General features: G+C 70.7%; 17 protein-coding genes. 9 read left to right on the top strand and 8 right to left on the bottom strand.

The window, feature by feature from the left end; all coding sequences use genetic code 11:
• Positions 1 to 179: 179 nt before the first annotated feature.
• Genes ACFZBP_RS28215 through ybaK form a run of 3 tightly spaced genes read left to right on the top strand, consistent with a single transcriptional unit; the run spans position 180 to position 2,510 of the window.
• Positions 180 to 1,226, top strand: coding sequence for a hypothetical protein (locus ACFZBP_RS28215; RefSeq protein WP_383445691.1), 1,047 nt, complete (start codon positions 180 to 182; stop codon positions 1,224 to 1,226).
• A gap of 11 nt (positions 1,227 to 1,237) precedes the next feature.
• The gene (locus tag ACFZBP_RS28210) at positions 1,238 to 1,975 is read left to right on the top strand and encodes an LON peptidase substrate-binding domain-containing protein (RefSeq protein WP_383444663.1); all 738 of its coding nucleotides are present in this window, start codon (positions 1,238 to 1,240) and stop codon (positions 1,973 to 1,975) included.
• A gap of 25 nt (positions 1,976 to 2,000) precedes the next feature.
• Entirely contained in the window at positions 2,001 to 2,510 is a 510-nt protein-coding gene (gene ybaK / locus ACFZBP_RS28205; RefSeq protein ID WP_391417146.1) for a Cys-tRNA(Pro) deacylase, read from the top strand.
• A gap of 273 nt (positions 2,511 to 2,783) precedes the next feature.
• Here the strand turns inward: ybaK and ACFZBP_RS28200 are convergent, their stop codons facing one another.
• The 4 genes from ACFZBP_RS28200 to ACFZBP_RS28185 form a co-directional block, all read right to left on the bottom strand.
• Entirely contained in the window at positions 2,784 to 3,533 is a 750-nt protein-coding gene (locus tag ACFZBP_RS28200; protein WP_391417144.1) for an AAA family ATPase, read from the bottom strand.
• A gap of 34 nt (positions 3,534 to 3,567) precedes the next feature.
• Positions 3,568 to 4,392, bottom strand: coding sequence for an ABC transporter permease (locus ACFZBP_RS28195; RefSeq protein ID WP_391417142.1), 825 nt, complete (start codon positions 4,390 to 4,392; stop codon positions 3,568 to 3,570).
• A 112-nt stretch (positions 4,393 to 4,504) separates the two neighbouring features.
• Positions 4,505 to 5,479 (bottom strand): ATP-binding cassette domain-containing protein, encoded by a 975-nt coding sequence (locus ACFZBP_RS28190; RefSeq protein WP_391417599.1) that lies wholly within the window; start codon positions 5,477 to 5,479, stop codon positions 4,505 to 4,507.
• 221 nt (positions 5,480 to 5,700) lie between these two features.
• Positions 5,701 to 6,918 carry an NYN domain-containing protein gene (locus ACFZBP_RS28185; protein ID WP_383444651.1) on the bottom strand — a complete coding sequence of 406 codons (1,218 nt, stop codon included), beginning with the start codon at positions 6,916 to 6,918 and terminating at the stop codon, positions 5,701 to 5,703.
• Positions 6,919 to 7,162: 244 nt separating this feature from the next.
• Between ACFZBP_RS28185 and ACFZBP_RS28180 the strand changes: the two genes are divergently transcribed.
• Positions 7,163 to 7,327: a hypothetical protein gene (locus ACFZBP_RS28180; RefSeq protein ID WP_383444648.1), complete on the top strand. Its 165-nt coding sequence runs from the start codon at positions 7,163 to 7,165 to the stop codon at positions 7,325 to 7,327.
• Positions 7,328 to 7,414: 87 nt separating this feature from the next.
• Here the strand turns inward: ACFZBP_RS28180 and dnaE are convergent, their stop codons facing one another.
• A complete protein-coding gene (dnaE, locus tag ACFZBP_RS28175; RefSeq protein ID WP_383444645.1) occupies positions 7,415 to 10,954 on the bottom strand; it encodes a DNA polymerase III subunit alpha in 3,540 nt (1,179 codons plus the stop codon).
• 202 nt (positions 10,955 to 11,156) lie between these two features.
• On the opposite strand from dnaE, the gene ACFZBP_RS28170 reads away from it, so the two are divergent.
• From ACFZBP_RS28170 to ACFZBP_RS28155, 4 genes are all read left to right on the top strand, one after another.
• Complete coding sequence (locus tag ACFZBP_RS28170) at positions 11,157 to 12,482, top strand: DUF2252 domain-containing protein (protein ID WP_383444642.1); 1,326 nt, start codon at positions 11,157 to 11,159, stop codon at positions 12,480 to 12,482.
• Between the two features lie 89 nt (positions 12,483 to 12,571).
• Positions 12,572 to 13,264: a hypothetical protein gene (locus ACFZBP_RS28165; protein ID WP_391417138.1), complete on the top strand. Its 693-nt coding sequence runs from the start codon at positions 12,572 to 12,574 to the stop codon at positions 13,262 to 13,264.
• Between the two features lie 125 nt (positions 13,265 to 13,389).
• Positions 13,390 to 14,229 (top strand): thioredoxin domain-containing protein, encoded by an 840-nt coding sequence (locus tag ACFZBP_RS28160; RefSeq protein ID WP_383445685.1) that lies wholly within the window; start codon positions 13,390 to 13,392, stop codon positions 14,227 to 14,229.
• Between the two features lie 112 nt (positions 14,230 to 14,341).
• Positions 14,342 to 16,015 carry an alkaline phosphatase D family protein gene (locus ACFZBP_RS28155; RefSeq protein WP_391417136.1) on the top strand — a complete coding sequence of 558 codons (1,674 nt, stop codon included), beginning with the start codon at positions 14,342 to 14,344 and terminating at the stop codon, positions 16,013 to 16,015.
• A gap of 6 nt (positions 16,016 to 16,021) precedes the next feature.
• Here the strand turns inward: ACFZBP_RS28155 and ACFZBP_RS28150 are convergent, their stop codons facing one another.
• Complete coding sequence (locus ACFZBP_RS28150; protein ID WP_383444633.1) at positions 16,022 to 16,591, bottom strand: dienelactone hydrolase family protein; 570 nt, start codon at positions 16,589 to 16,591, stop codon at positions 16,022 to 16,024.
• A gap of 94 nt (positions 16,592 to 16,685) precedes the next feature.
• On the opposite strand from ACFZBP_RS28150, the gene ACFZBP_RS28145 reads away from it, so the two are divergent.
• A complete protein-coding gene (locus tag ACFZBP_RS28145; protein ID WP_391417134.1) occupies positions 16,686 to 17,816 on the top strand; it encodes a mechanosensitive ion channel domain-containing protein in 1,131 nt (376 codons plus the stop codon).
• A 115-nt stretch (positions 17,817 to 17,931) separates the two neighbouring features.
• Here the strand turns inward: ACFZBP_RS28145 and ACFZBP_RS28140 are convergent, their stop codons facing one another.
• Both ACFZBP_RS28140 and ACFZBP_RS28135 read right to left on the bottom strand, forming a co-directional pair.
• Positions 17,932 to 18,672: an SDR family oxidoreductase gene (locus ACFZBP_RS28140; RefSeq protein WP_391417132.1), complete on the bottom strand. Its 741-nt coding sequence runs from the start codon at positions 18,670 to 18,672 to the stop codon at positions 17,932 to 17,934.
• A gap of 38 nt (positions 18,673 to 18,710) precedes the next feature.
• Positions 18,711 to 20,297, bottom strand: a complete 1,587-nt coding sequence (locus ACFZBP_RS28135) for a Na+/H+ antiporter (RefSeq protein WP_383445682.1) — start codon at positions 20,295 to 20,297, stop codon at positions 18,711 to 18,713.
• Between the last annotated feature and the right edge of the window lie 70 nt (positions 20,298 to 20,367).

Here is a 20,367-nt window from a genome sequence, read left to right as displayed (position 1 = left end):
GGCCAATGCGGCTTGGTGAGGCCGGTGAGGCGGACGAGCCCTGCGGGGCTGCTGAACCGAACGGATGCATGTCGGACGTTTGTTGAACAGTTAACCTTTACCGGTTCTTGACCTGCCGGCGTACAACTTTCCACGTGTTACCCGTTCCCTATGGCGCGGGCGTGACCAGCCGACTTTCAATGGTCGACACCATGGCTCTGCTGCCCCCGTTCGGCCGTGCGTCCCGGACGACAAGGACCGTAGAACACCGCGCCGTCGGTCTCCCCACCGACGACGAGGTGCTCCTCGACGCGCCCGACGACCTCCTCGGACCGGCGCTGGTCGCGGCCGGGCGGGGCGCGTACGAGGCCGCCGCCGAACTGCTCGCCACCACCCGCCACAGAGCGCTGTGGGAGAGCCGCGACGGATACGCGCTGCGCCTCGCGGCCTTCGCCCGCTCCCGGCCGGAGTGGCTGGAGACCTGGCACGCGGCCGACCCGCAGGACCCGGACCTGCTCCTGGTCCGCGCCCAGCTCGCGGTGGACCACGCCTGGCGGTCACCGGCCCGGGCCGAGCTGCTGCGCGGGGTGAGCCCGCTGATCACCGCCGCCGCGCGCGCCGACGACCGCGACCCGGTGCCGTGGCGGATCGCGCTGGACCACGCTCGCGGCGCCCGCGCCGGCCACACCTACTTCGGTGAGCTCTGGGAGGCGGCCCTACGCCGCGCCCCGCTCCACTACGGCTGCCATGTCGCGGCCCTGCGCTACCTCGCCTCGTCCTGGCACGGCTCCCACCGGGAGTGCCTCGACTTCGCCGACCGGGCCGCGCAGGACGCCCCGGCCGACTCCCTCGTCCAGGCACTGCCGGCCCGGGCCGTCCTGGCCTACCTGAACGACGGCTGCGGTCCGGGGGTGCCGCCCGAGCGGCTGGCCGCGGCGGCCGACCGGGCCATCGCGCTCTCCGCCCGCTTCCCGGCCGCCGACCTCTGGCCGGCCGCGATCCGCAACAAGCTGACGTACGTCCTGGTACGCCTCGGCCGCTGGGACGACGCCCTGGAGCAGCTGCGGCTGATCGGCCCGTACGCCACCTCCTACCCCTGGAGCAGGTTCTCGGAGGATCCGCTGGGCCGTTTCCTGGAGGTGCGCGACGAGGTGCGGCTGCGGACGGCCGGTGTGCACGCGCCGAGCGGGCGCACCGGTCATCCACAGGGTGGGCACGCCGGACGCGTTCACTTCGGCGACCACTAGGCTTTGGCGCCGTGACCGTCCGCCTTCCGCTCTTCCCCCTGAACTCGGTGCTCTTCCCGGGACTCGTGCTGCCGCTGAACGTCTTCGAGGAGCGCTATCGCGCCATGATGCGCGACCTCCTGAAGACCGCCGAGGAGGAACCGCGCCGTTTCGCCGTCGTGGCGATCCGCGACGGCCACGAGGTCGCCCAGAGCGCCCCCGGCATGCCGGACCCCACCTCCGTCCCCGAGCGGGGCCCCGCGGCGGGCTTCGGCCCCGACCCGGTCAAGGCCTTCCACGGGGTGGGCTGTGTGGCGGACGCGGCGACGATCCGGGAGCGGGCCGACGGCACCTTCGAGGTGCTGGCGACGGGTACGACGCGCGTACGCCTGCTCTCGGTGGACGCCTCGGGCCCGTTCCTGACGGCGGAGCTGGAGGAGCTCCCGGAGGAGCCGGGCGACGAGGCCGGAGCGCTGGCGGAGGGGGTGCTGCGGGCCTTCCGCCAGTACCAGAAGCGCCTCGCGGGCGCCCGCGAACGCTCCCTGTCCCCCACCGCCGACCTCCCGGACCAGCCCTCGGTCGTCTCCTACCTGGTGGCGGCCGCGATGATGCTGGACACCCCCACCAAGCAGCGCCTCCTGCAGTCCCCCGACACCGCCTCCCGCCTGCGCGACGAGCTGAAACTCCTGCGCGCCGAGACCTCGATCATCCGTACGCTGCCGTCGCTCCCGGCGTCGGACCTGACGCGCGGCCCCACGAGCCTCAACTGAGCGGAACGGAACGACACGGAACGACATGGCGAAGAAGTCGAAGAAGAACCAGCAGCAGTCGGCCGGCGGCACCCCCGCGACGGTCGCCCTCACGGCCGCCGGCGTCGAGTACACGGTCCACGCCTACGACCACGACCCCTCCCATCCGTCCTACGGCGAGGAGGCCGCCGAGGCCATGGGTGTCTCCCCCGAGCGCGTCTTCAAGACCCTCGTGGCGGACGTCGACGGCACCCTGACCGTGGCCGTGGTCCCCGTCGCCGGCCAACTGGACCTCAAGGCCCTCGCCTCCGCGGTCCACGGCAAACGCGCCACGATGGCCGACCCCACCCTGGCGGAACGCACCACGGGCTACGTCCGCGGCGGCATCTCCCCTCTGGGCCAGCGCAAGAAACTCCCCACGGTCCTGGACACCTCGGCCACGGCCCACTCCACGATCTGCGTCTCGGCCGGCCGCCGAGGCCTGGAGGTCGAACTCTCCCCCACCGACCTCACCAAGCTCACCGACGCGACCCTCGCCCCCATCGGCCGCGCCTAGGGCGTGTTTCGAACGTTCCGTGCGGTGCCCGCGCCCGCCGCGGCAGCGGCTGGTGTCGCAGCCGGTGCGGCGAGGGTGCGTGCCGGGCGCCGTGGGTGCTGTGCGGGACTTTCGAAACACCCCTGACCCCTCGACGCCCCCGGCATCCTCGGTTAAGTACGAGGGACATGTCGAAGAAAACCCGAAAACGAAGGTGGCGCATCAAGAAGGCCCGCTCGAACCACGGTCGCCGCCCGGCGTAGGGGCGGCGGGGGCGAGAAAACCCCTGGTCGACTACGCCCCGTACGGCCCCTGCTCCCCCGCCGGAGGCTGAAGCTGATACGGATCGACGTCCCGGGGCCCGAACAACGCCGTCAGCCCGAGGTGCACCAGCAACGCCCCCAGCGGCCAAGCCAACAACGCCCCCTTGGCCCCCAACTTCAACGGCGCCGAGAACGCGACCCCCTTGCCCACCTCCTTGGCATGGCCGATCACATCCCCCGAAGGCCCGAGCCACACCCCGACCCGCCACGCCAGCAACGCGCCGAGGAACCCCCCGACAGCGAGCCCCACCACCAACGGCACACCCCCACGCCGCCGCCAGACAAAGACGGCAACCGCACTCACCAGCCCAAACGCGAGCGCGAGCAGAGTGAACGTTCCGTCCACCCCGACAGCCTGCTCCCCCTCGGAGTCCTTGAAGTAGACGACCCAGCTGTCGTCGACGACATCCCCGACCAGCGGCACACTCGGCGCCAGCCACCACCACAGCACCCCGAGCAACGCCCCGAAGACCCCCACGACCACCGTGACCACGGCGGCCTCTCGCACCTCGGTCTTCATCCCAGGACCGTCCTGTCCGTACGAGCCGGATATGCCGTACGCGTCATGATCCCCGTAGGAGCCATGAGACCCAGGAGAGCCATGAGGCCCATGCGGCCCATGAGGTCCGTGAGCCTGCCCGGCGGCGGCAGCGGGCGGCTGCCACCCCTGCTGCGGGGACTGGTCACGCGGATGCGGCGGAGGAGTCAGCGGAGCGGTCACCCTGCCATCGTGCCAGGCCGCCCTGTGCGGCGCGTCACCGGACGGCCGCCCGGCGGTACGCCCAGGTGGCGACGGCCAGCGAGATGACGCCGACCGCCCCGCACACGGCCAGGTCCCCGAGCACGAACGCCCAGTCGGGGTGCGGCCCGAAGGTCCGCGCGAAGGCCTCCACGCCGTACGTCGAGGGCAGCAGATCCCGGGCGAGCCGCACCACCTCGGGCATCCGGTCGGCCGGCAGCACGCCCAGCAGCAGAGCCGCCGACATCCCCAACTGCCCGAGCAGCGTCGCCAGTTCGGGCCGCGGCGCGAGCAACCCCAGCGCGGCCCCGAGCCCGGCGAGCGCGGCGCCGGCCAGCGGGATCACGGCGACGAGCACCCACAGATGCGCCACCGGCAGCCCGAACAGCACACACCCGAAGACGGCCGTGACCACGGTCCCCGGCACGGTGAAGGAGGCGTACGCCCCGGCCGCCCCCAGCACCACCGCGGCGGGCGGCACCGGCAGCGTGGCGTAGTGGTCGAGCCCGCCGCTGGCCCGCAGCTGCCCGAAGTACTGGGCGAGCAGGTTCAGCGCGACGAAGGCCACGACGAGCACGGCCGACCCGGCGACCACGGCCTGCGCCTCGGCGCCGCCGTCCACGACCCCGCGCATCAGGATCATGATCCCGATCGACTGGAAGGTCGCCACGAACAGCAGCGGGATGCGCGCGACCCGGGCACGGGAGAGCTGCGCCCGGTACACGGCGCACAGCGACGGCCACAGCCGCGCCCGCGGCCCGAGCTCGGCCGCGGCCGGTCGGGCCGTCTCGTCCACGGCCAGGGCGTTGCCCGGCAGAACCTCGGCGGGTACGACACTCACGTGGCGCTGCTCCCTTTCACACGGGGGTCCACCGGGGAGGTGCCCCTGTTCCGTCCGGTGGCCCTGTTCCGCACGGGTACGACGACGGATACGGAAACGACGGTCTGCGTGCTCAAGCCTTCACCAGCCCCTGCTGCGCGTCCCCGCCCAGCGCCAGATAGACGTCCTCCAGGCTCGGCGTGGCCAGCGTGAAGTCGTCCAGCGCGGCGAAGGCGGCCCCGCCGGTGACGGTGGCGACGACCGCGCGGGCCTCCTCGGGCGCGAGCCGCAGCGTCCAGCGCCGCCCGGACTCCACGACCCGGTCCTGCAGCGCGGCGACCTCGGGCACCTCCAGGGGCGCCCGGTCCCGCCACAGCAGTTCGACGCGGACCTCGCCCGCGACCCGTTCCTTGAGCCCGGACGGGGTGTCGCAGGCGATGACGCGGCCCCGGTCGAGCACCGCGACCCGGTCGAGCACGGTCTCGGCCTCGATCACGTTGTGGGTGACGAGCAGCACGGTCGTCGCGCGCTCGGCCCGTCGGCGGTCCACGGCCGACCACACGGCGCGCCGGGCCACCGGGTCCATCGCGGTGGTCGGCTCGTCGAGCACGAGCAGCGGCCGCTCGCCGACCAGCGCGGCGGCGAAGCAGGCCAGCCGGCGCTGACCGCCGGACAGCTTCTTGATCGGCCGCCCGGCGAGCGGCCCGAGGCCCAGCTCGTCGAGTACGGCGTCCCGTTCGGCCCGGGCCCGCCGTACGTCCAGGCCGCGCAGCCGCCCGGTGGTCTCGGCGGCCAGCGAGACGGTCAGTTCGTCGAGGGCGGTGGATTCCTGGCCGAGATAGGCGAGGATCCGCGCGGCCCGTTCGGGGTGGCGGACGATGTCGTGCCCGAGGATCTCCACGCTGCCGCGGTCGGGCCGCATCAGCCCGGTGAGCTGTCGTACGAGGGTGGTCTTGCCGGCGCCGTTCGGACCGAGCAGCCCGAAGATCTCGCCGCGCCGGATGTCCAGCCGTACGTCGTCGGTGGCCCGCACCTCGGGGGTGCCGGGCGTGCCGCGCCGGCCGCGGACGGCCGGGTAGGTCTTGGTCAGCCCGCGCACCGCGCACACGACATCGCCGCCGTGCCGAAGTCCCTGTGCCGCGCGCGTACTCACAAGGGACGAGCCTAAGGGGTCCGCGCCCCTGGTCCGCCCTCGGGTCGGCCAGTCGTCACAAACCGCCAGCTCGTCGCCTGAAATCCACCGGGCCCCACAAATCAGCCGCAACGACGCCCGACGCCCACGGCGGGTGCGGGACCCGGTGGCGCGGGCCCCGCCGTCACCCGTCCGGCTCACTCCCCGGCGGGCGCGTGCTCCGCCGCCGTCCGTACGTCGATCTCGCGCCAGAACCCGGCCCGGATCGCGTACCGGTCGTGCTCGTCGATCTGGTCGTCCTTGTGGGCGAGCAGCCCGAAGCGGGCCGCGTACCTGAGCAGCTCCCCGTCGATGCGGTGCGGGATCCGCGGATACATCCCGGACAGCTTCTGCAGATGCCCCTGCTCCCCGAGCCGGGCCATCCAGCGCCGGGCGAAGACCTGCCCCACCTCGTACGGGTCGCCGCCGACCGTGGTGATGTCCTCCTCGCGGTCGGCCCAGCGCTGCTCCGCCGTGGTCAGCTGCGCGAGGGTCGGCATCGAGGCGACGTCGGGCGACTCGGCCGCGACGCCGGGCCGGTCGACCCAGCCCTTGTCGGAGGACCAGCGCAGGGTCGCGTTCGCCGGGGGCTGGGCGGGCGGCACGCCGGGGGCGCGCAGGGCGGCGAGGTCCTTCGGGGTGGGCACACCCTTGGGGGCCGGCACCCGCTCCTGCGTGCCGTTCTCCGAGGCGGCGGCCGGGGCGTGCTCGCTCTCCTCGACGGTCCGCTCGGCCCGCGCGCCGAGTGCGGAGTCGGGCAGCGGCGCGGACAGGATCGCGGCGATCTCGGGCCGGGGCGCGGGCGGCGGCGCGCACACCCCGCTGAGCTCCTTGGCGCGTACCGCCTTGGTGATCCACGTACGGTCGAGGACGCGCCGCTCGTCGGCCTCGGCGACCAGGTCCTCGGACTGGTTGTAGTCGCCGTCGGCGGCCTGGACGGCCCAGAGGTGTACGGCGACCCCGTGCTCCTTGGCGGCCATCATGCCCGGCAGCAGATCGCCGTCGCCGGTCACCAGCACGACGTCGGAGCAGGCGCGATTGCGGGCCAGCTCGGTCAGTTCGGCGTGCATCGCGGCGTCGACGCCCTTCTGCGCCCAGCGGCCGTCGCTGCGGGTCAGGGCACCGAGCCGGACGGTGACCCGGGGCATCACGCGCAGCCTGCGGTGCTCGGGTTGGGGGACGCGGTCGGGGGCGCCGTCGAACCAGTAGATGCGCAGCAGGGGCTGTTGGGTGTCGGACTCCGCGCGTTCGCGCAACCCCTGGATGAGGGCGGCGTGGTCGACGGTGATCCGGGACCGGGAGGGTTCCCCGGCGAGGAGGCTCGCGGCGGCCCCCAGCAGATACCCGGCGTCCACCAGGACGATGCAGCGGTCCACGCGTCTCACCCTCTTCCCGGGAGGTTTGCTTCGGGCTTCCTTCGAGTCTGCCCGACCACGCGGGGGTTAACGGGGCGAACTCGATCTTCGGCGTGGCGTTTCGGGGCATCGTCTGCTCGATGCGCCATGCCTCACGCCCCGACAACCGCTGTCACACACGGTAATTATCCGAAATGCGTTCTTTATAAGCCTATGTGAATCTGGTCCCGGCCCTGGCCCCTAGATCCCCACAGGAGGCATCACCATGGCCAAGAACAAGAAGCAGGACCGTAAGCAGCCGCAGTCCGAGCGCGCTCAGCAGCAGGCTCAGCAGCCGTCGATGGAGACGCAGACCGAGCAGCGCATCGCGCAGGTGACGCCCGGCGACATGGCCCGCAAGGGGCGGCAGAAGCGCTTCGGTCACAACTGACGTCTGCGTAACGGGTTGTTGAGACCCAGGCACACGAAGAGGGGCGCACCCCCCACGGGGTGCGCCCCTCTCACGCGTAAGGCGCGGTCAGCCCGCGAGGCAGGACGGCCCGAGCAGCACCTTCAGGTCGCCGAACAGCGCCGGGTCGGGCTTCACCCGGTGCCGGTCCAGCCGGAGGACCGTCGTCTTGGTCGGCCCCTGGAGCTTGATGCGGACCTCGCTGTCGCCCTTGTGGTGGGTGAGGATCTCACCGAGGCGGTTGATCATCGGCGGGGTGACCCTGGTGGCCGGGATGGTGAGGATCACGGGCGCGTTGGTGCCCGCGTTGGACAGGTCGGGGACCTGGAGTTCCATCGCGACCAGCCGCGGCACGTCCTCGCGCTTGTCGAGCCGGCCCTTGACGAACACGACCGCGTCCTCGACGAGTTGGGTCGAGACGAGCTGGTACGTCGCCGGGAAGAACATGCACTCGATGGAACCGGCGAGGTCCTCGACGGTGGCGATCGCCCAGGCGTTGCCCTGCTTGGTCATCTTGCGCTGGAGGCCCGAGATGATGCCGCCGATGGTCACCACGGCCCCGTCGGCGTGCTCGCCGCCCGTCAGCTGGGCGATGCCCGCGTCGGCCTTGTCGGACAGCACGTGCTCCAGGCCGAAGAGCGGGTGGTCGGAGACGTACAGACCGAGCATCTCCCGCTCCTGGGCGAGCAGATAGGTCTTGTCCCACTCCTCGTCGGTGAAGACGACGTCGAGTCCGAAGCCGGGCTCGTCGCTCTGCTCCTCGCCCATGCCGCCGAAGAGGTCGAACTGGCCCTCGGCCTCCTTGCGCTTGACCGCGACCACGTTGTCGATCATCGGCTCGAAGTGCGCGGTGAGGCCCTTGCGGGTGTGCCCCAGGGTGTCGAACGCGCCCGCCTTGATCAGCGACTCCGTGGTGCGCTTGTTACACGCGGTCGCGTCGACCTTGTCGAGGTAGTCGGGGAAGGAGGCGTACTTGCCCTTGGCCTTGCGGCTCTTGATGATCGACTCGACCACGTTGGTGCCGACGTTGCGCACGGCCTCGAGGCCGAAGAGGATCACGTCGTCGCCCTGGGCGGCGAAGTTGTGCACCGACTCGTTGACGTTCGGCGGGAGCACCTTGATGCCCATGCGGCGGCACTCGTTGAGGTAGACCGCGGACTTGTCCTTGTCGTCCTTGACGGAGGTCAGCAGCGCCGCCATGTACTCGGCGGGGTGGTTCGCCTTGAGGTAGGCGGTCCAGTACGAGACCAGGCCGTACGCCGCGGAGTGCGCCTTGTTGAACGCGTAGCCGGCGAACGGGACCAGCACGTCCCACAGGGCCTGGATGGCCTCGTCGCTGTAGCCCTTCTTGCGGGCACCGTCCTGGAAGAGGACGAAGTTCTTCGCCAGTTCCTCGGGCTTCTTCTTGCCCATCACGCGGCGGAGGATGTCGGCCTCGCCGAGCGAGTAGCCGGCGATGATCTGGGCGGCCTTCTGCACCTGCTCCTGGTAGACGATCAGGCCGTAGGTGACGGCCAGGACCTCTTCGAGGGGCTCCTCCAGCTCCTTGTGGATCGGGGTGATCTCCTGGAGCTTGTTCTTGCGCAGCGCGTAGTTGGTGTGCGAGTCCATGCCCATCGGCCCCGGACGGTACAGGGCCGACACGGCGGAGATGTCTTCGAAGTTGTCGGGCTTCATCAGGCGCAGGAGCGAGCGCATGGGGCCGCCGTCGAACTGGAAGACGCCGAGGGTGTCGCCGCGCTGGAGCAGTTCGAAGGTCGTCGGATCGTCGAGCGGGAGGCTCAGCAGATCGATGTCGATGCCCTTGTTGGACTTCACCATCTTGACGGCGTCGTCCATGATCGTCAGGTTGCGCAGGCCGAGGAAGTCCATCTTCAGCAGGCCGAGCGACTCACAGCTCGGGTAGTCCCACTGTGTGATGGTCACGCCGTCGGTGTGCCTGACCCAGACCGGCACGTGCTCGGTGATGGTCTCGCTGGACATGATCACGCCGGCGGCGTGCACGCCCATCTGCCGGACCAGGCCCTCGACGCCCTTCGCGGTGTCGATGACCTTCTTCACGTCGGGTTCGTTCTCGTACATCGCCCGGATCTCGCCCGCCTCGCTGTAGCGGGGGTGCGAGGGGTCGGTGATGCCGTTGAGGTCGATGCCCTTGCCGAGGACGTCGGCGGGCATGGCCTTGGTGAGGCGGTCGCCCATGGCGTACGGGTAGCCCAGCACGCGCGCGGAGTCCTTGATGGCGTTCTTCGCCTTGATCTTGCCGTAGGTGCCGATCATGGCGACCTTGTCGGCGCCGTACTTCTCGGTCACGTACCTGATCACCTCGACGCGCCGGCGCTCGTCGAAGTCGATGTCGACATCGGGCATGGAGATGCGCTCGGGGTTGAGGAACCGCTCGAAGATCAGGCCGTGCGGGATCGGGTCGAGGTCGGTGATGCCCATCGCGTAGGCGACGATCGAGCCGGCCGCGGAGCCTCGGCCGGGGCCGACCGCGATGCCGTTGTTCTTGGCCCACATGATGAAGTCGGCGACGACGAGGAAGTAGCCGGGGAAGCCCATCGAGATGATGACGTCCATCTCGTACTCGGCCTGCTTCTGGCGGTCCTCGGGGATGCCGCCCGGGAAGCGGCGCTCCATGCCGCGGCGGACCTCCTCCTTGAACCAGGTGACCTCGGTGTAGCCGTCGGGGATGTCGAACTTCGGCATGAGGTTCTTGGCCTCGAACATGCCGGTGGTGTCGACCATCTCGGCGACCAGGAGCGTGTTGGCGCAACCCTGCTGCCAGGCGTCCGAGGAGTCGATGGCGTACATCTCGTCCGTGGACTTCAGGTAGTAGCCGGTGCCGTCGAACTTGAAGCGGTCGGGGTCGGAGAGGTTCTTGCCGGTCTGGATGCAGAGCAGGGCGTCGTGGGCGGTCGCCTCGTGCGCGTACGTGTAGTGCGAGTCGTTGGTGACCAGGGGCGGGATGCCGAGCTTCTTGCCGATCTCCAGGAGGCCGTCGCGGACCCGGTGCTCGATGTCGATGCCGTGGTCCATCAGCTCCAGGAAGTAGCGGTCCTTGCCGAAGATGTCCTGGTAGTCGGCGGCGGCCTTCAGGGCCTCCTCCTCCTGGCCCAGGCGCAGCCGGGTCTGGACCTCGCCGGAGGGGCAGCCGGTGGAGGCCACGATCCCCTCGGACCACTGGGAGATCGTCTCCTTGTCCATCCGGGGCCACTTCTGGAGCCAGCCCTCGGCGTAGGCGTCGGAGGAGAGCCGGAAGAGGTTGTGCAGGCCCGTCTTGTTCACGGCCCACATCGTCTTGTGGGTGTAACCACCCGAACCGGAGACGTCATCCCGCTTCTGGTGCGGCTGGCCCCACTGGATCTTGCGCTTGTTACGTCGGGACTCGGGGGCGACGTACGCCTCGATCCCGATGATCGGAGTGACTCCGGCCTTCTTCGCGGAGTGGAAGAAGTCGTACGCCCCGTGGAGGTTGCCGTGGTCGGACATGGCGATGTGCGTCATGCCCATCTCGTTGCAGGCGTTGAACATGTCCTTCAGCCGCGCGGCACCGTCCAGCAGCGAGTACTGGGTGTGGACGTGCAGGTGCGTGAACGGCGGCTTTGACACGGCTTGGCCTCCATGGAAAACACTCGGTGACAGGCGGGCGGACACTTCCGGGGACAGCGTCGAAGTCTATGCCTCGGGACTGACACTCGCGGGTCTCCCCCGCGTACCTTCACAGCGAGGGACCGCGGGCACTTTCCCGGCGGCCCATCCGTTGGAGACGACAGAAACGCTGTCGTACACATGCACCAGGAGGCACCCAGCGATGTCGGTCCCCCAGCTCAACGACGAGCAGCGCGGCGACGAGATCCTCGCCGTCTTCGAGACCGCCTTCGGCGAGCTCCTGGCCGCCGACCCGGCCGCGTTCCGCGTGAAGTTCCGGAAGATGGCGGCCTCGGCCTTCGCGTTCTACCGCGGCACGGCGTGCCTCTTCTACCACGACCTCGACGCCGAGAAGCGGGGCGGCCCGTTCCTCGACGAGCGCACCTCGCGCGTGTGGATCCACGGCGACCTGCACGCGGAGAACTTCGGCACGTACATGGACGCCAACGGCCGGCTGATCTTCAACGTCAACGACTTCGACGAGGCCTACGTCGGCCCCTTCACCTGGGACCTCAAGCGCTTCGCCGCCTCGATCGCCCTCATCGGGTACGCGAAGGCCCTCGGCGACGAGCAGATCACCGAGCTGGTGCGGATCTACGCGGCCGCCTACCGCGAGCGCGTGCACGCCCTGGCGACCGGCGCCAAGAGCGACGAGGTGCCGCCGTTCACCCTGGACACCGCGCAGGGCCCGCTGCTGGACGCGCTGCGCGACGCCCGCGCGCTGACCCGCTTCGGGCTGCTGGAGTCGATGACCGAGATCCGCGACTTCGAGCGCCGCTTCGCCGGGGGCGGCGGCTCCATCGAGCTGGACGCGGCCACGCGCTACAAGGTGCTCGCCGCCTTCGACGGCTACCTGGAGACCCTGCCGGACGCCTCGCTGGCCCGCCCGGACTCGTACCGGGTGAAGGACGTGGTCGGCCGCCGCGGCATCGGCATCGGCTCGGCCGGGCTGCCGTCGTACAACATCCTGCTGGAGGGTCACACCGACGCCCTCGAGAACGACGTGGTGATCTACATCAAGCAGGCCCAGACCCCGGCCGTCTCCCGGCACATCACGGACCAGGCGCTGCACGACTACTTCCAGCACGAGGGCCACCGCACGGTGATCTCCCAGCGCGCCCTGCAGGCCAACGCCGACCCGTGGCTGGGCTGGACCGAGCTCGACGGCTCGGGCCAGCTGGTCGCCGAGGTCTCGCCGTACGCGGTGGATCTGGACTGGGGCGACATCGACGACCCGGAGGAGATCGCGGCGGTCGTCGCCGACCTCGGCCGGGCCACGGCCACCATGCACGCGGCGGCGGACGACACCTCCGGCGAGTCCCTGGTGCCGTTCTCCACGGAGCGGGCCATCGACGCGGCCATCGCGGCCGACGAGGACGGCTTCGCGGAGCTCCTGGTGTCCTTCGCCCACGACTACGGCGCACGCGCGCGTATGGACCACCAGATCTTCGTGGACCTGTTCCGCAACGGCCGGATTCCGGGTCTGTGACGGAAAGGTCGCTCACCGGCGTTCCCCGGCCGCTCACAGGCACCCTTTAGGGGTCTCTTACAGGACCACGTGACACACTCTCCTCCGCTATGGACATATCCGGGACCCAGCTACGAGCCGTACGCGCGGCGCTGTTCACGTCACTCGTCGTGACGCTCAGCACCGCGTCGCACGTGCTGCTGTCGCGGGCACCCCTGCCGTTGAACACGGTGGCGCTGCTCGCGGCCGCCGTGTTCGTCCTGGCGTACGCCCTGGCCGGCCGCGAACGGAGCTTCGGGCGGATCGCCGCCCTGCTGATCCCGCTGGAACTGGCCGCCGACACGATCCTGACCACCGGCCAGCACGTCTGTTACGGCAGGGCGGGCGGACCGGTCGCCGGCCCGCTGGCCTCGGTCGGCTGGGACGTGCTGTGCGGCGACGGCACCCGGGTCGGCGCCCCGCTGGCCCAGGTCACCGGCACCGACCCCGACAAGCTCGGCGGTCTTCTCGCGCACGCCGACCCGGCCACCGCCTGGCTGCTGCTCGGCGCGCACATCGGCGTCGGCCTCGTCGCCGCCGCCTGGCTGCGGCGCGGCGAGCGGGCGCTGGAGCAGCTGGTGCGGGCCGTGGCCGCGACGACGTTCCGCCCGCTGCTGCTGGCGGTCGCCGCGGTGACGGTCCGCCGGACCGCACCGGTCCGTCGGCTGCCGCGCCCCGCCCGCCGTACGGCCGGCGCCCGCAACCTGCTCCTCGCGCACTCCCTGGGACGGCGTGGCCCCCCGTGCTCACCCGCCCTCGTGTGAACCGACCGCACCGTTGAACCGACGGCGCCGTCACCGATCACACGCGCCCGGCATTTCGAGCACCACCACCTCCCGATACGTATCCCGCACACACAGGTGTGCGTGTCCCCATGGAGATCACCAAGATGAGCAAGCGGAACAGCCAGGCGGCGAAGTCGGCGGCCCGGGAGCGGCTGCGCGCCGAGCGTGAGCGCGAGGCCAAGCGGGCCAAGGTCAGGCGGCAGATCATCGTCGCCTGCTCGGTCGTCGGCGTCCTGGCGGCGGCCGGCGGCATCGGCTACGCGATCGTCCAGGCCAACAAGCCCAGCCACTGGGAGTCGATGACGGACGCCAAGGTCGTCGCGCCGGCCAACACCTCCGGCACCAACGGCACAACCGTCGTCATCGGCAAGGACAGCGCCAAGAAGACCCTCAAGATCTACGAGGACCCGCGCTGTCCCATCTGCGCCTCGTTCGAGCAGGCCGCCGGCTCTGTCGTCGACAAGGACGTCGAGGCCGGCAAGTACAAGATCCAGTTCGTCGGCGGTACCTTCCTCGACGGCGACCAGATGAAGGACAACGAGATCGGAGCCCGCGGCGAGGGCTCCAAGAACGCGATGAGCGCCATGGGCGCCGCGCTGAACGTGAGCCCGGAGGCGTTCCTCGAGTACAAGACCGCGCTGTACTCGGCGAAGTACCACCCGGAGGAGTCCGACGACAAGTTCAAGGACGACGACTACCTGATCGAGATCGCCGACTCCGTCCCCGCCCTGAAGAACAACACCAAGTTCCAGAACGCGGTGAAGAAGGGCACGTACGACGCCTGGGCGCTGGCCATGTCGAAGACCTTCGACACCAACAAGGACGGCGTGACGGGCACCCCGAGCTTCGTCATGGACGGCAAGCAGCTCAAGACCTCCAACCCCAACACGGGGTGGACGGCGGAGGAGTTCACCAAGGCGGTGGACGCGGCCCTCAAGGGCTGACGTCGGCCGTAAGGCGACCAGAGGGTCCCGAAGGCGGCCTTCGCACAAAGAGCGGGCGAACTTTCACCGGTTCGCCCGCTCTCGTTCATACCGATCAGTAACCTGATCGCTCGTGACCAATCGACACAGATCTTCCGAGCGACTCGACGAGCGACTCAACTCCCTTGCCCCGCGCCGCCGTACGGTCGTCAAGGCCGCGGCGGCGACGGCTGTCCTGGCCGGCCCGCTCGCGGCCGCGCTGCCCGCCGGCGCCGCCGACGCGGCCCCCGCCTTCCTGCACGGCGTCGCCTCCGGCGACCCGCTGCCCGACGGCATCCTGCTGTGGACCCGGGTGACGCCGACGCCCGAGGCGACTCCCGGCTCCGGACTCGGTCCGGACACCGAGGTCAGCTGGATCGTCGCCAAGGACAAGGCGCTGACGAACATCGTCGCCAAAGGCTCGACCACCGCGACCGCCGCCTCCGACCACACCGTCAAGGCGGACATACGCGGCCTGGAGCCGGCCACCGACTACTGGTTCCGCTTCTCGGCCGGCGCCGTGGACTCCCCGGCGGCGCGTACCCGCACCGCGCCGGCGGCGACCGCGTCCGTCACGGGCCTGCGCTTCGGTGTCGTCTCGTGCGCCAACTGGGAGGGCGGCTACTTCTCCGCGTACCGCCATCTCGCGGCCCGCGGCGACCTGGACGCCTGGCTGCATCTCGGTGACTACATCTACGAGTACGGCACCGGCGAGTACGGCACCCGCGGCACCGTCGTACGGCAGACCGCGCCCACCCACGAGATCCTCACCCTCGCCGACTACCGAATCCGGCACGGCAAGTACAAGACGGACCCGGACCTTCAGGCCCTGCACACCAAGGCTCCCGTCATCGCGATCTGGGACGACCACGAGATCGCCAACGACGCCTGGTCGGGCGGCGCCGAGAACCACGCCGAGGGCGCCGAGGGCAGCTGGGCCGCACGCCGGGACGCCGCCAAGCAGGCCTACTTCGAGTGGATGCCGGTGCGCCCGGCCGTCGCCGGCACCACCTACCGCCGGCTGCGCTTCGGCAAGCTCGCCGACCTCTCGCTGCTGGACCTGCGCTCCTTCCGCTCGCAGCAGGTCAAGGTCGGCAACGGCGAGGTCGACGACCCGGACCGTACGCTCACCGGGCGGGCCCAACTGGACTGGCTGAAGGCGGGGCTGAAGTCCTCCGACACCACCTGGCGGCTGGTCGGCAACTCGGTGATGATCTCCCCGTTCGCGATCGGTTCCCTCACCGCGGACCTGCTGAAGCCCCTCGCCAAGCTGATGGGCCTGCCGCAGGAGGGCCTCGCCCTCAACCCCGACCAGTGGGACGGCTACACGGACGACCGCCGCGAACTCCTCGCCCACCTGCGTTCGAACGCGATCCGCAACACGGTGTTCCTGACCGGCGACATCCACATGGCGTGGGCCAACGACGTGCCCGTGGACGCCGGCACCTACCCGCTGTCGGCCTCCGCCGCCACGGAGTTCGTCGTCACCTCGGTGACCTCCGACAACCTCGACGACATCGTGAAGGTCCCCGAGGGCACGGTCTCCGCCATCGCCGCGCCGATCATCAAGGCCGCCAACCGCCACGTCCACTGGGTCGACACCGACCGCCATGGCTACGGCGTCCTCGACATCACGGCCGAGCGCGCGCAGATGGACTACTACGTCCTGTCCGACAAGGCGAGGCAGAACGCGACCGCCTCCTGGGCCCGTTCGTACCGCACCCGCAGTGGCACGCAGAAGGTCGAGCGGACGTACGACCCGGTCTGACGGCTCCTAGAGGGTCTCGAGGAAGCCGAGCGCCACCCGCCAGGTGGCCTCGGCGGCCTCCTCGTCGTAGTCCGGGAGGTCGGGGTCGGTGTAGAGGTGGCCAGCTCCGGCGTATCTGTACACCTCCACGTCGGCGCCCGCTCTGCCCATCTGGAGATACCAGGCGCTCAGCCAGTCGTCCGTCTCGAACGGGTCCGGCTCGGCGACATGCAGCTGCACCGGCAGCTCGTCCACCGAGGCGGTCGCCGCGATGTCCGAGGTGCCGTGCAGAAGCAGCAGGCCGCGGGCCTTCTCGTCGCCGAGCGCGAGAGTCTGGGCGACGGAGGCGCCGAGCGAGAACCCGGCGTACACGAGGCCTCGCTCCGAGTAGGGCGCGGCGGCGAGCACGGCCCGCTTCAGCAGCTCGTCCTTGCCGATCGAGTCGTTGAACTCCATGCCCTCCTCGACCGTCTCGAACGTACGTCCCTCGAAGAGGTCCGGCGTCCACACCTCGTGTCCGGCGGCGCGCAGCCGGTCCGCGGCCCGGCGCACCGCGGGCCTGAGGCCATAGGTCGAGTGAAAGAGCACGATGTTCATGAGGCCATGGTGCCAGCCGGGTACGACAACGCCGTGACCACCGCCTCACCCACGCACATGTTCATGACCCCCCTCGGCTGGTTACGTTCGGGGGATGGAGAACATACTCCGACCGCTGATCGTGATCGGCGGCTCGGTGCTGCTCACCCTGATCATCGGGTGGGCCACCGACCGTCTGATGCGCAAGGCCGACGACCGGCACAGTGAGACCCCGCTGTGGGGGCTGCTGCGCCGCAGCCGCATCCCCTATCAGCTCGTCCTGTGCACGGCCCTGCTCAGAGCGTCGTACCACGAGGCCGATCTGCTGCCCGAGCACCGGGGCGCTGTCGGCCGGGTGCTGACGCTGGTGCTGATCGGGGCGACGGCCTGGCTGGCGATCCGGATCGCGGCGGCGATCGTGGAGACCTCGTACAGCCGCTACGCCCGCGTCCACCGAGACGCGGCCCGGGTCCGACGGGTGCGCACCCAGGTGACGCTGATCATGCGCGTGGTGTCGGCGGTCGTCGGCGTGGTGGCCGTCGCCGCGATGCTGCTGACGTTCCCGGCGTTCCGCGCGGCCGGCGCCTCGCTGCTGGCCTCGGCCGGCATCCTCGGCATCGTCGCCGGTGTGGCCGCCCAGTCCACGCTGAGCAATATGTTCGCCGGGTTCCAGATCGCCTTCGGCGACATGGTGCGCCTCGGGGACACGGTGGTCGTGGACGGCGAGTGGGGCACCGTCGAGGAGATCACGCTGACGTTCCTGACGGTGCGGACCTGGGACGAGCGGCGGATCACGATGCCGGTGTCGTACTTCACCTCGAAGGCCTTCGAGAACTGGTCGCGCGGCGGCGCCCAGATGACCGGCACCGTCTTCCTCCACGTCGACCACTCGGCGCCGATGGAGAAGATGCGCGAGAAGCTGCGTGACGTCCTGCGCGCGTGCCCGGCGTGGGACGGCCGCGACTACGGCCTGGTCGTCACGGACTCGACGCCGAGCACCATGGAGGTGCGGGCCCTGGTGACGGCGAAGGACGCGGACGACCTGTGGACGGTCCGGGTCGCGGTACGCGAGCAGCTCATCGGCTGGCTGGCCGAGGAGCACCCGTACGCACTCCCGCGCGTCAACGCCGCGGACGCGGCCCTGCCACCCGGCTACCCCGTGCCCGGTGGCTTGCCCGGCCGCGTCCCGGCCCGACGCGCCCACCAGCACGACCACCTACCACCACAGCGCCCCGACCGCCTCTGACCAGGGCCGCGGCAGCACCCCTAGGGGCGCGGGGAACTGCGCGCCCAGCCACAACGGCGCAGCAGACGAACGACAACAACCCGCGGCACAACCCCCCGGCACAACCGCGGAGCGCTCAGTGGCCGCGCTCCGCCCCGCCGTTGACCTGGATGATCTGCGAGGTGATGTGCCCGGCGGCGTGGGACGCCAGCCAGTGCAGGGTGGCGGCCACGTCCCCGGGCGTACCGGCCCGGCCGGTCGAGGTCTCCGCCACCAGCCGGGCGCGCCGCTCCTCGTCCATCCCGTCGCCGAAGAACTCGGTGTCCTCGATGTACCCGGGCGCGACCACGTTCACAGTGATCCCGCGCGGCCCCAACTGCCGGGCCAGATCATGGGCGTACGGATGCAGCGCAGCCTTGGAGGCGGCATACGCCCCGCTGCCCGAGCCCCGGAAACCGGCGATGGAGCCGATGAACAGCACCCGCCCGCCGGGGTCGGCGAGCCGGTCCTTCAGGGCCTCGGTGAGCAGGGCCGCGGTCAGGGTGTTGAGGCCGAAGTTGAGGGTCCAGTTGTGCAGAACCACGTCGAGCGGCTCGTCGCTCTCCACCTTGGGCTCCAGGTACCCGGAGCCGCCGGCACCGTGGATCAGCACGTCCACGGTGCCGAACTCCCGTGCCACGAACTGCTCCACGCCGCGCACGCCGCTCGGCCTGCTCAGGTCGGCCGCGTAGGTGAGGGCGCCGGGCACACCCGCCTGCTCCAGCACCTCGGGGCGTCTGCCGAGCAGCAGCACCCGGTCCCCGTCCGCCGCGAACAGCTGTGCCGCCGCGAGCCCGATTCCCGTACCGCCTCCACTGATGACAACGTTGCGAGCCATGATCAGATCATACGAAGGGGCCACCGTCGACGGTCAAATCACCTGAGACTGCGCACGTCCAAATGCCGCAGCACCCGGTCCACCACCTCAGGATTGGCCCCCGGCTCGCTGCGGGCCGCCAGCACCTCGTGCCGCGCCGCACTCAGCAGCTCGCCCTGGATCCGCCGCACCCGCTTCAGCCGACGCACCCGCTGCTGATGCGCCTCCCTGCGCTCCTCCTCGCCCATCTCCGGGCTGATCCGCACCCCGATCTCGAACGCCCGCCGCAGCATCTGCTCGGACAGCTCCTCGGGCAGCTCCTCGACGGCCTCGATCTCCTTCAGCCTCCGCTTCGCCGCCCGCGCCGCCCGCACCGCCAGCTGCTTCTCGAACTCCTTCTCCCGCTCGCTGTCGGCCTCCACACCGAGCCGCTTCACCAGCCACGGCAGGGTCAGTCCTTGCAGCACGAGCGTCGCCATGATCACGCCGAACGCGATGAAGACGATCTCGTCCCGGTCGGGGAAGGGCGCGCCCGAGTCGGTCTCCAGCGGAACGGCGAGCGCCAGTGCCACGGACGCCACGCCGCGCATCCCGGACCACCACATCACGACCGTCTCGCGCCAGCTCATCGGGATCTCCTCGTCGACATCCCGCTTGGCGTGCATCCGTTTGGTGAGCCAGGTCGCCGGGAGCAGATACAGCAGTCGCACGAGTACGACGACACCGACCACCGCGGCCGCCCAGGTGAGCATCTCGCCCCACCGCCCGGACGCCGTGCGCACCGCGTTGTGCAGTTCGAGCCCGATCAGGCCGAAGGCGACACCGGTGACCAGCGTGTCGACGATGTCCCAGAAGGTGTGCCCGGCGAGCCGCGTCATCACGTCGTCGGCGTCGGTGGCGTACTCGGCGAGGAACAGGGCGGTGATGAGCACGGCGAGCACGCCGGAGCCGTGGAGCTCCTCGGCCAGCACGTACGAGGCGTACGGCACCAGCAGCGAGAGCCCGATCTGCAGGGTCGGGTCCCCGAGCAGATCCATGAGCTTGTTGGCGCCCCAGCCGAGCGCGAGCCCTGCTGCCAGCGCCACGACGGCGGAGAGCACCAGGTCGAGTCCGGCCTGCCAGGGCGAGAAGGTGCCGCTCACGGCGGCGGCGATGGCCACGTGGTAGAGCACGATGGCCGTCACGTCGTTGAAGAGCCCCTCGCCCTCCAGGATGGACACCAGCCGCCGCGGCAGCCCGAGTTGGCCGGCCACGGCGGTCGCCGCGACCGGATCGGGCGGCGCGACGAGCGCGCCGAGGGCCACGGCGGCCGCGATCGGCAGCCCCGGCACGATCGCGTGGGCGGTCGCGGCCACGCAGAGCGTCGTGACGAACACCAGCGCCACGGCCAGCAGGAAGATGGGGCGCACATTCGCCGCGAACTGCCGCCAGGAGGTCCGTCGTACGGCGGCGTAGAGCAGGGGCGGCAGCAGCAGCGGCAGGATCAGGTCCGGCGGCACCTCGACGTTCGGCACGAACTCGAGCAGTGCGAGCACGATCCCGAGCAGCGTCATCAGCACCGGCGCCGGCAGCCCCAGCCGGTCCCCCACCGGGACGCTCACCACGGCCCCGAGCAACAACACGAACAACAGGGCCAACTGATCCACGGTCAGCGCTCCGGGAGGGTCGACGTCCACACAACAGGTCTCCAGCCTGTCACGCCGGCTTTCCCACCAG

This window comes from Streptomyces sp. NPDC008086 (assembly GCF_042957325.1).
Lineage (GTDB): Bacteria > Actinomycetota > Actinomycetes > Streptomycetales > Streptomycetaceae > Streptomyces.
This window is presented reverse-complemented; position numbering and strand designations above follow the sequence as displayed.

Coding starts and splice junctions, on each gene's coding strand:
- ACFZBP_RS28215 (WP_383445691.1), top strand. CDS start 180: ATGGTCGACACCATGGCTCTGCTGCCCCCGTTCGGCCGTGCGTCCCGG.
- ybaK (WP_391417146.1), top strand. CDS start 2,001: ATGGCGAAGAAGTCGAAGAAGAACCAGCAGCAGTCGGCCGGCGGCACC.
- ACFZBP_RS28180 (WP_383444648.1), top strand. CDS start 7,163: ATGGCCAAGAACAAGAAGCAGGACCGTAAGCAGCCGCAGTCCGAGCGC.
- ACFZBP_RS28170 (WP_383444642.1), top strand. CDS start 11,157: ATGTCGGTCCCCCAGCTCAACGACGAGCAGCGCGGCGACGAGATCCTC.
- ACFZBP_RS28165 (WP_391417138.1), top strand. CDS start 12,572: ATGGACATATCCGGGACCCAGCTACGAGCCGTACGCGCGGCGCTGTTC.
- ACFZBP_RS28160 (WP_383445685.1), top strand. CDS start 13,390: ATGAGCAAGCGGAACAGCCAGGCGGCGAAGTCGGCGGCCCGGGAGCGG.
- ACFZBP_RS28150 (WP_383444633.1), bottom strand. CDS start 16,591: ATGAACATCGTGCTCTTTCACTCGACCTATGGCCTCAGGCCCGCGGTG.
- ACFZBP_RS28145 (WP_391417134.1), top strand. CDS start 16,686: ATGGAGAACATACTCCGACCGCTGATCGTGATCGGCGGCTCGGTGCTG.
- ACFZBP_RS28140 (WP_391417132.1), bottom strand. CDS start 18,672: ATGGCTCGCAACGTTGTCATCAGTGGAGGCGGTACGGGAATCGGGCTC.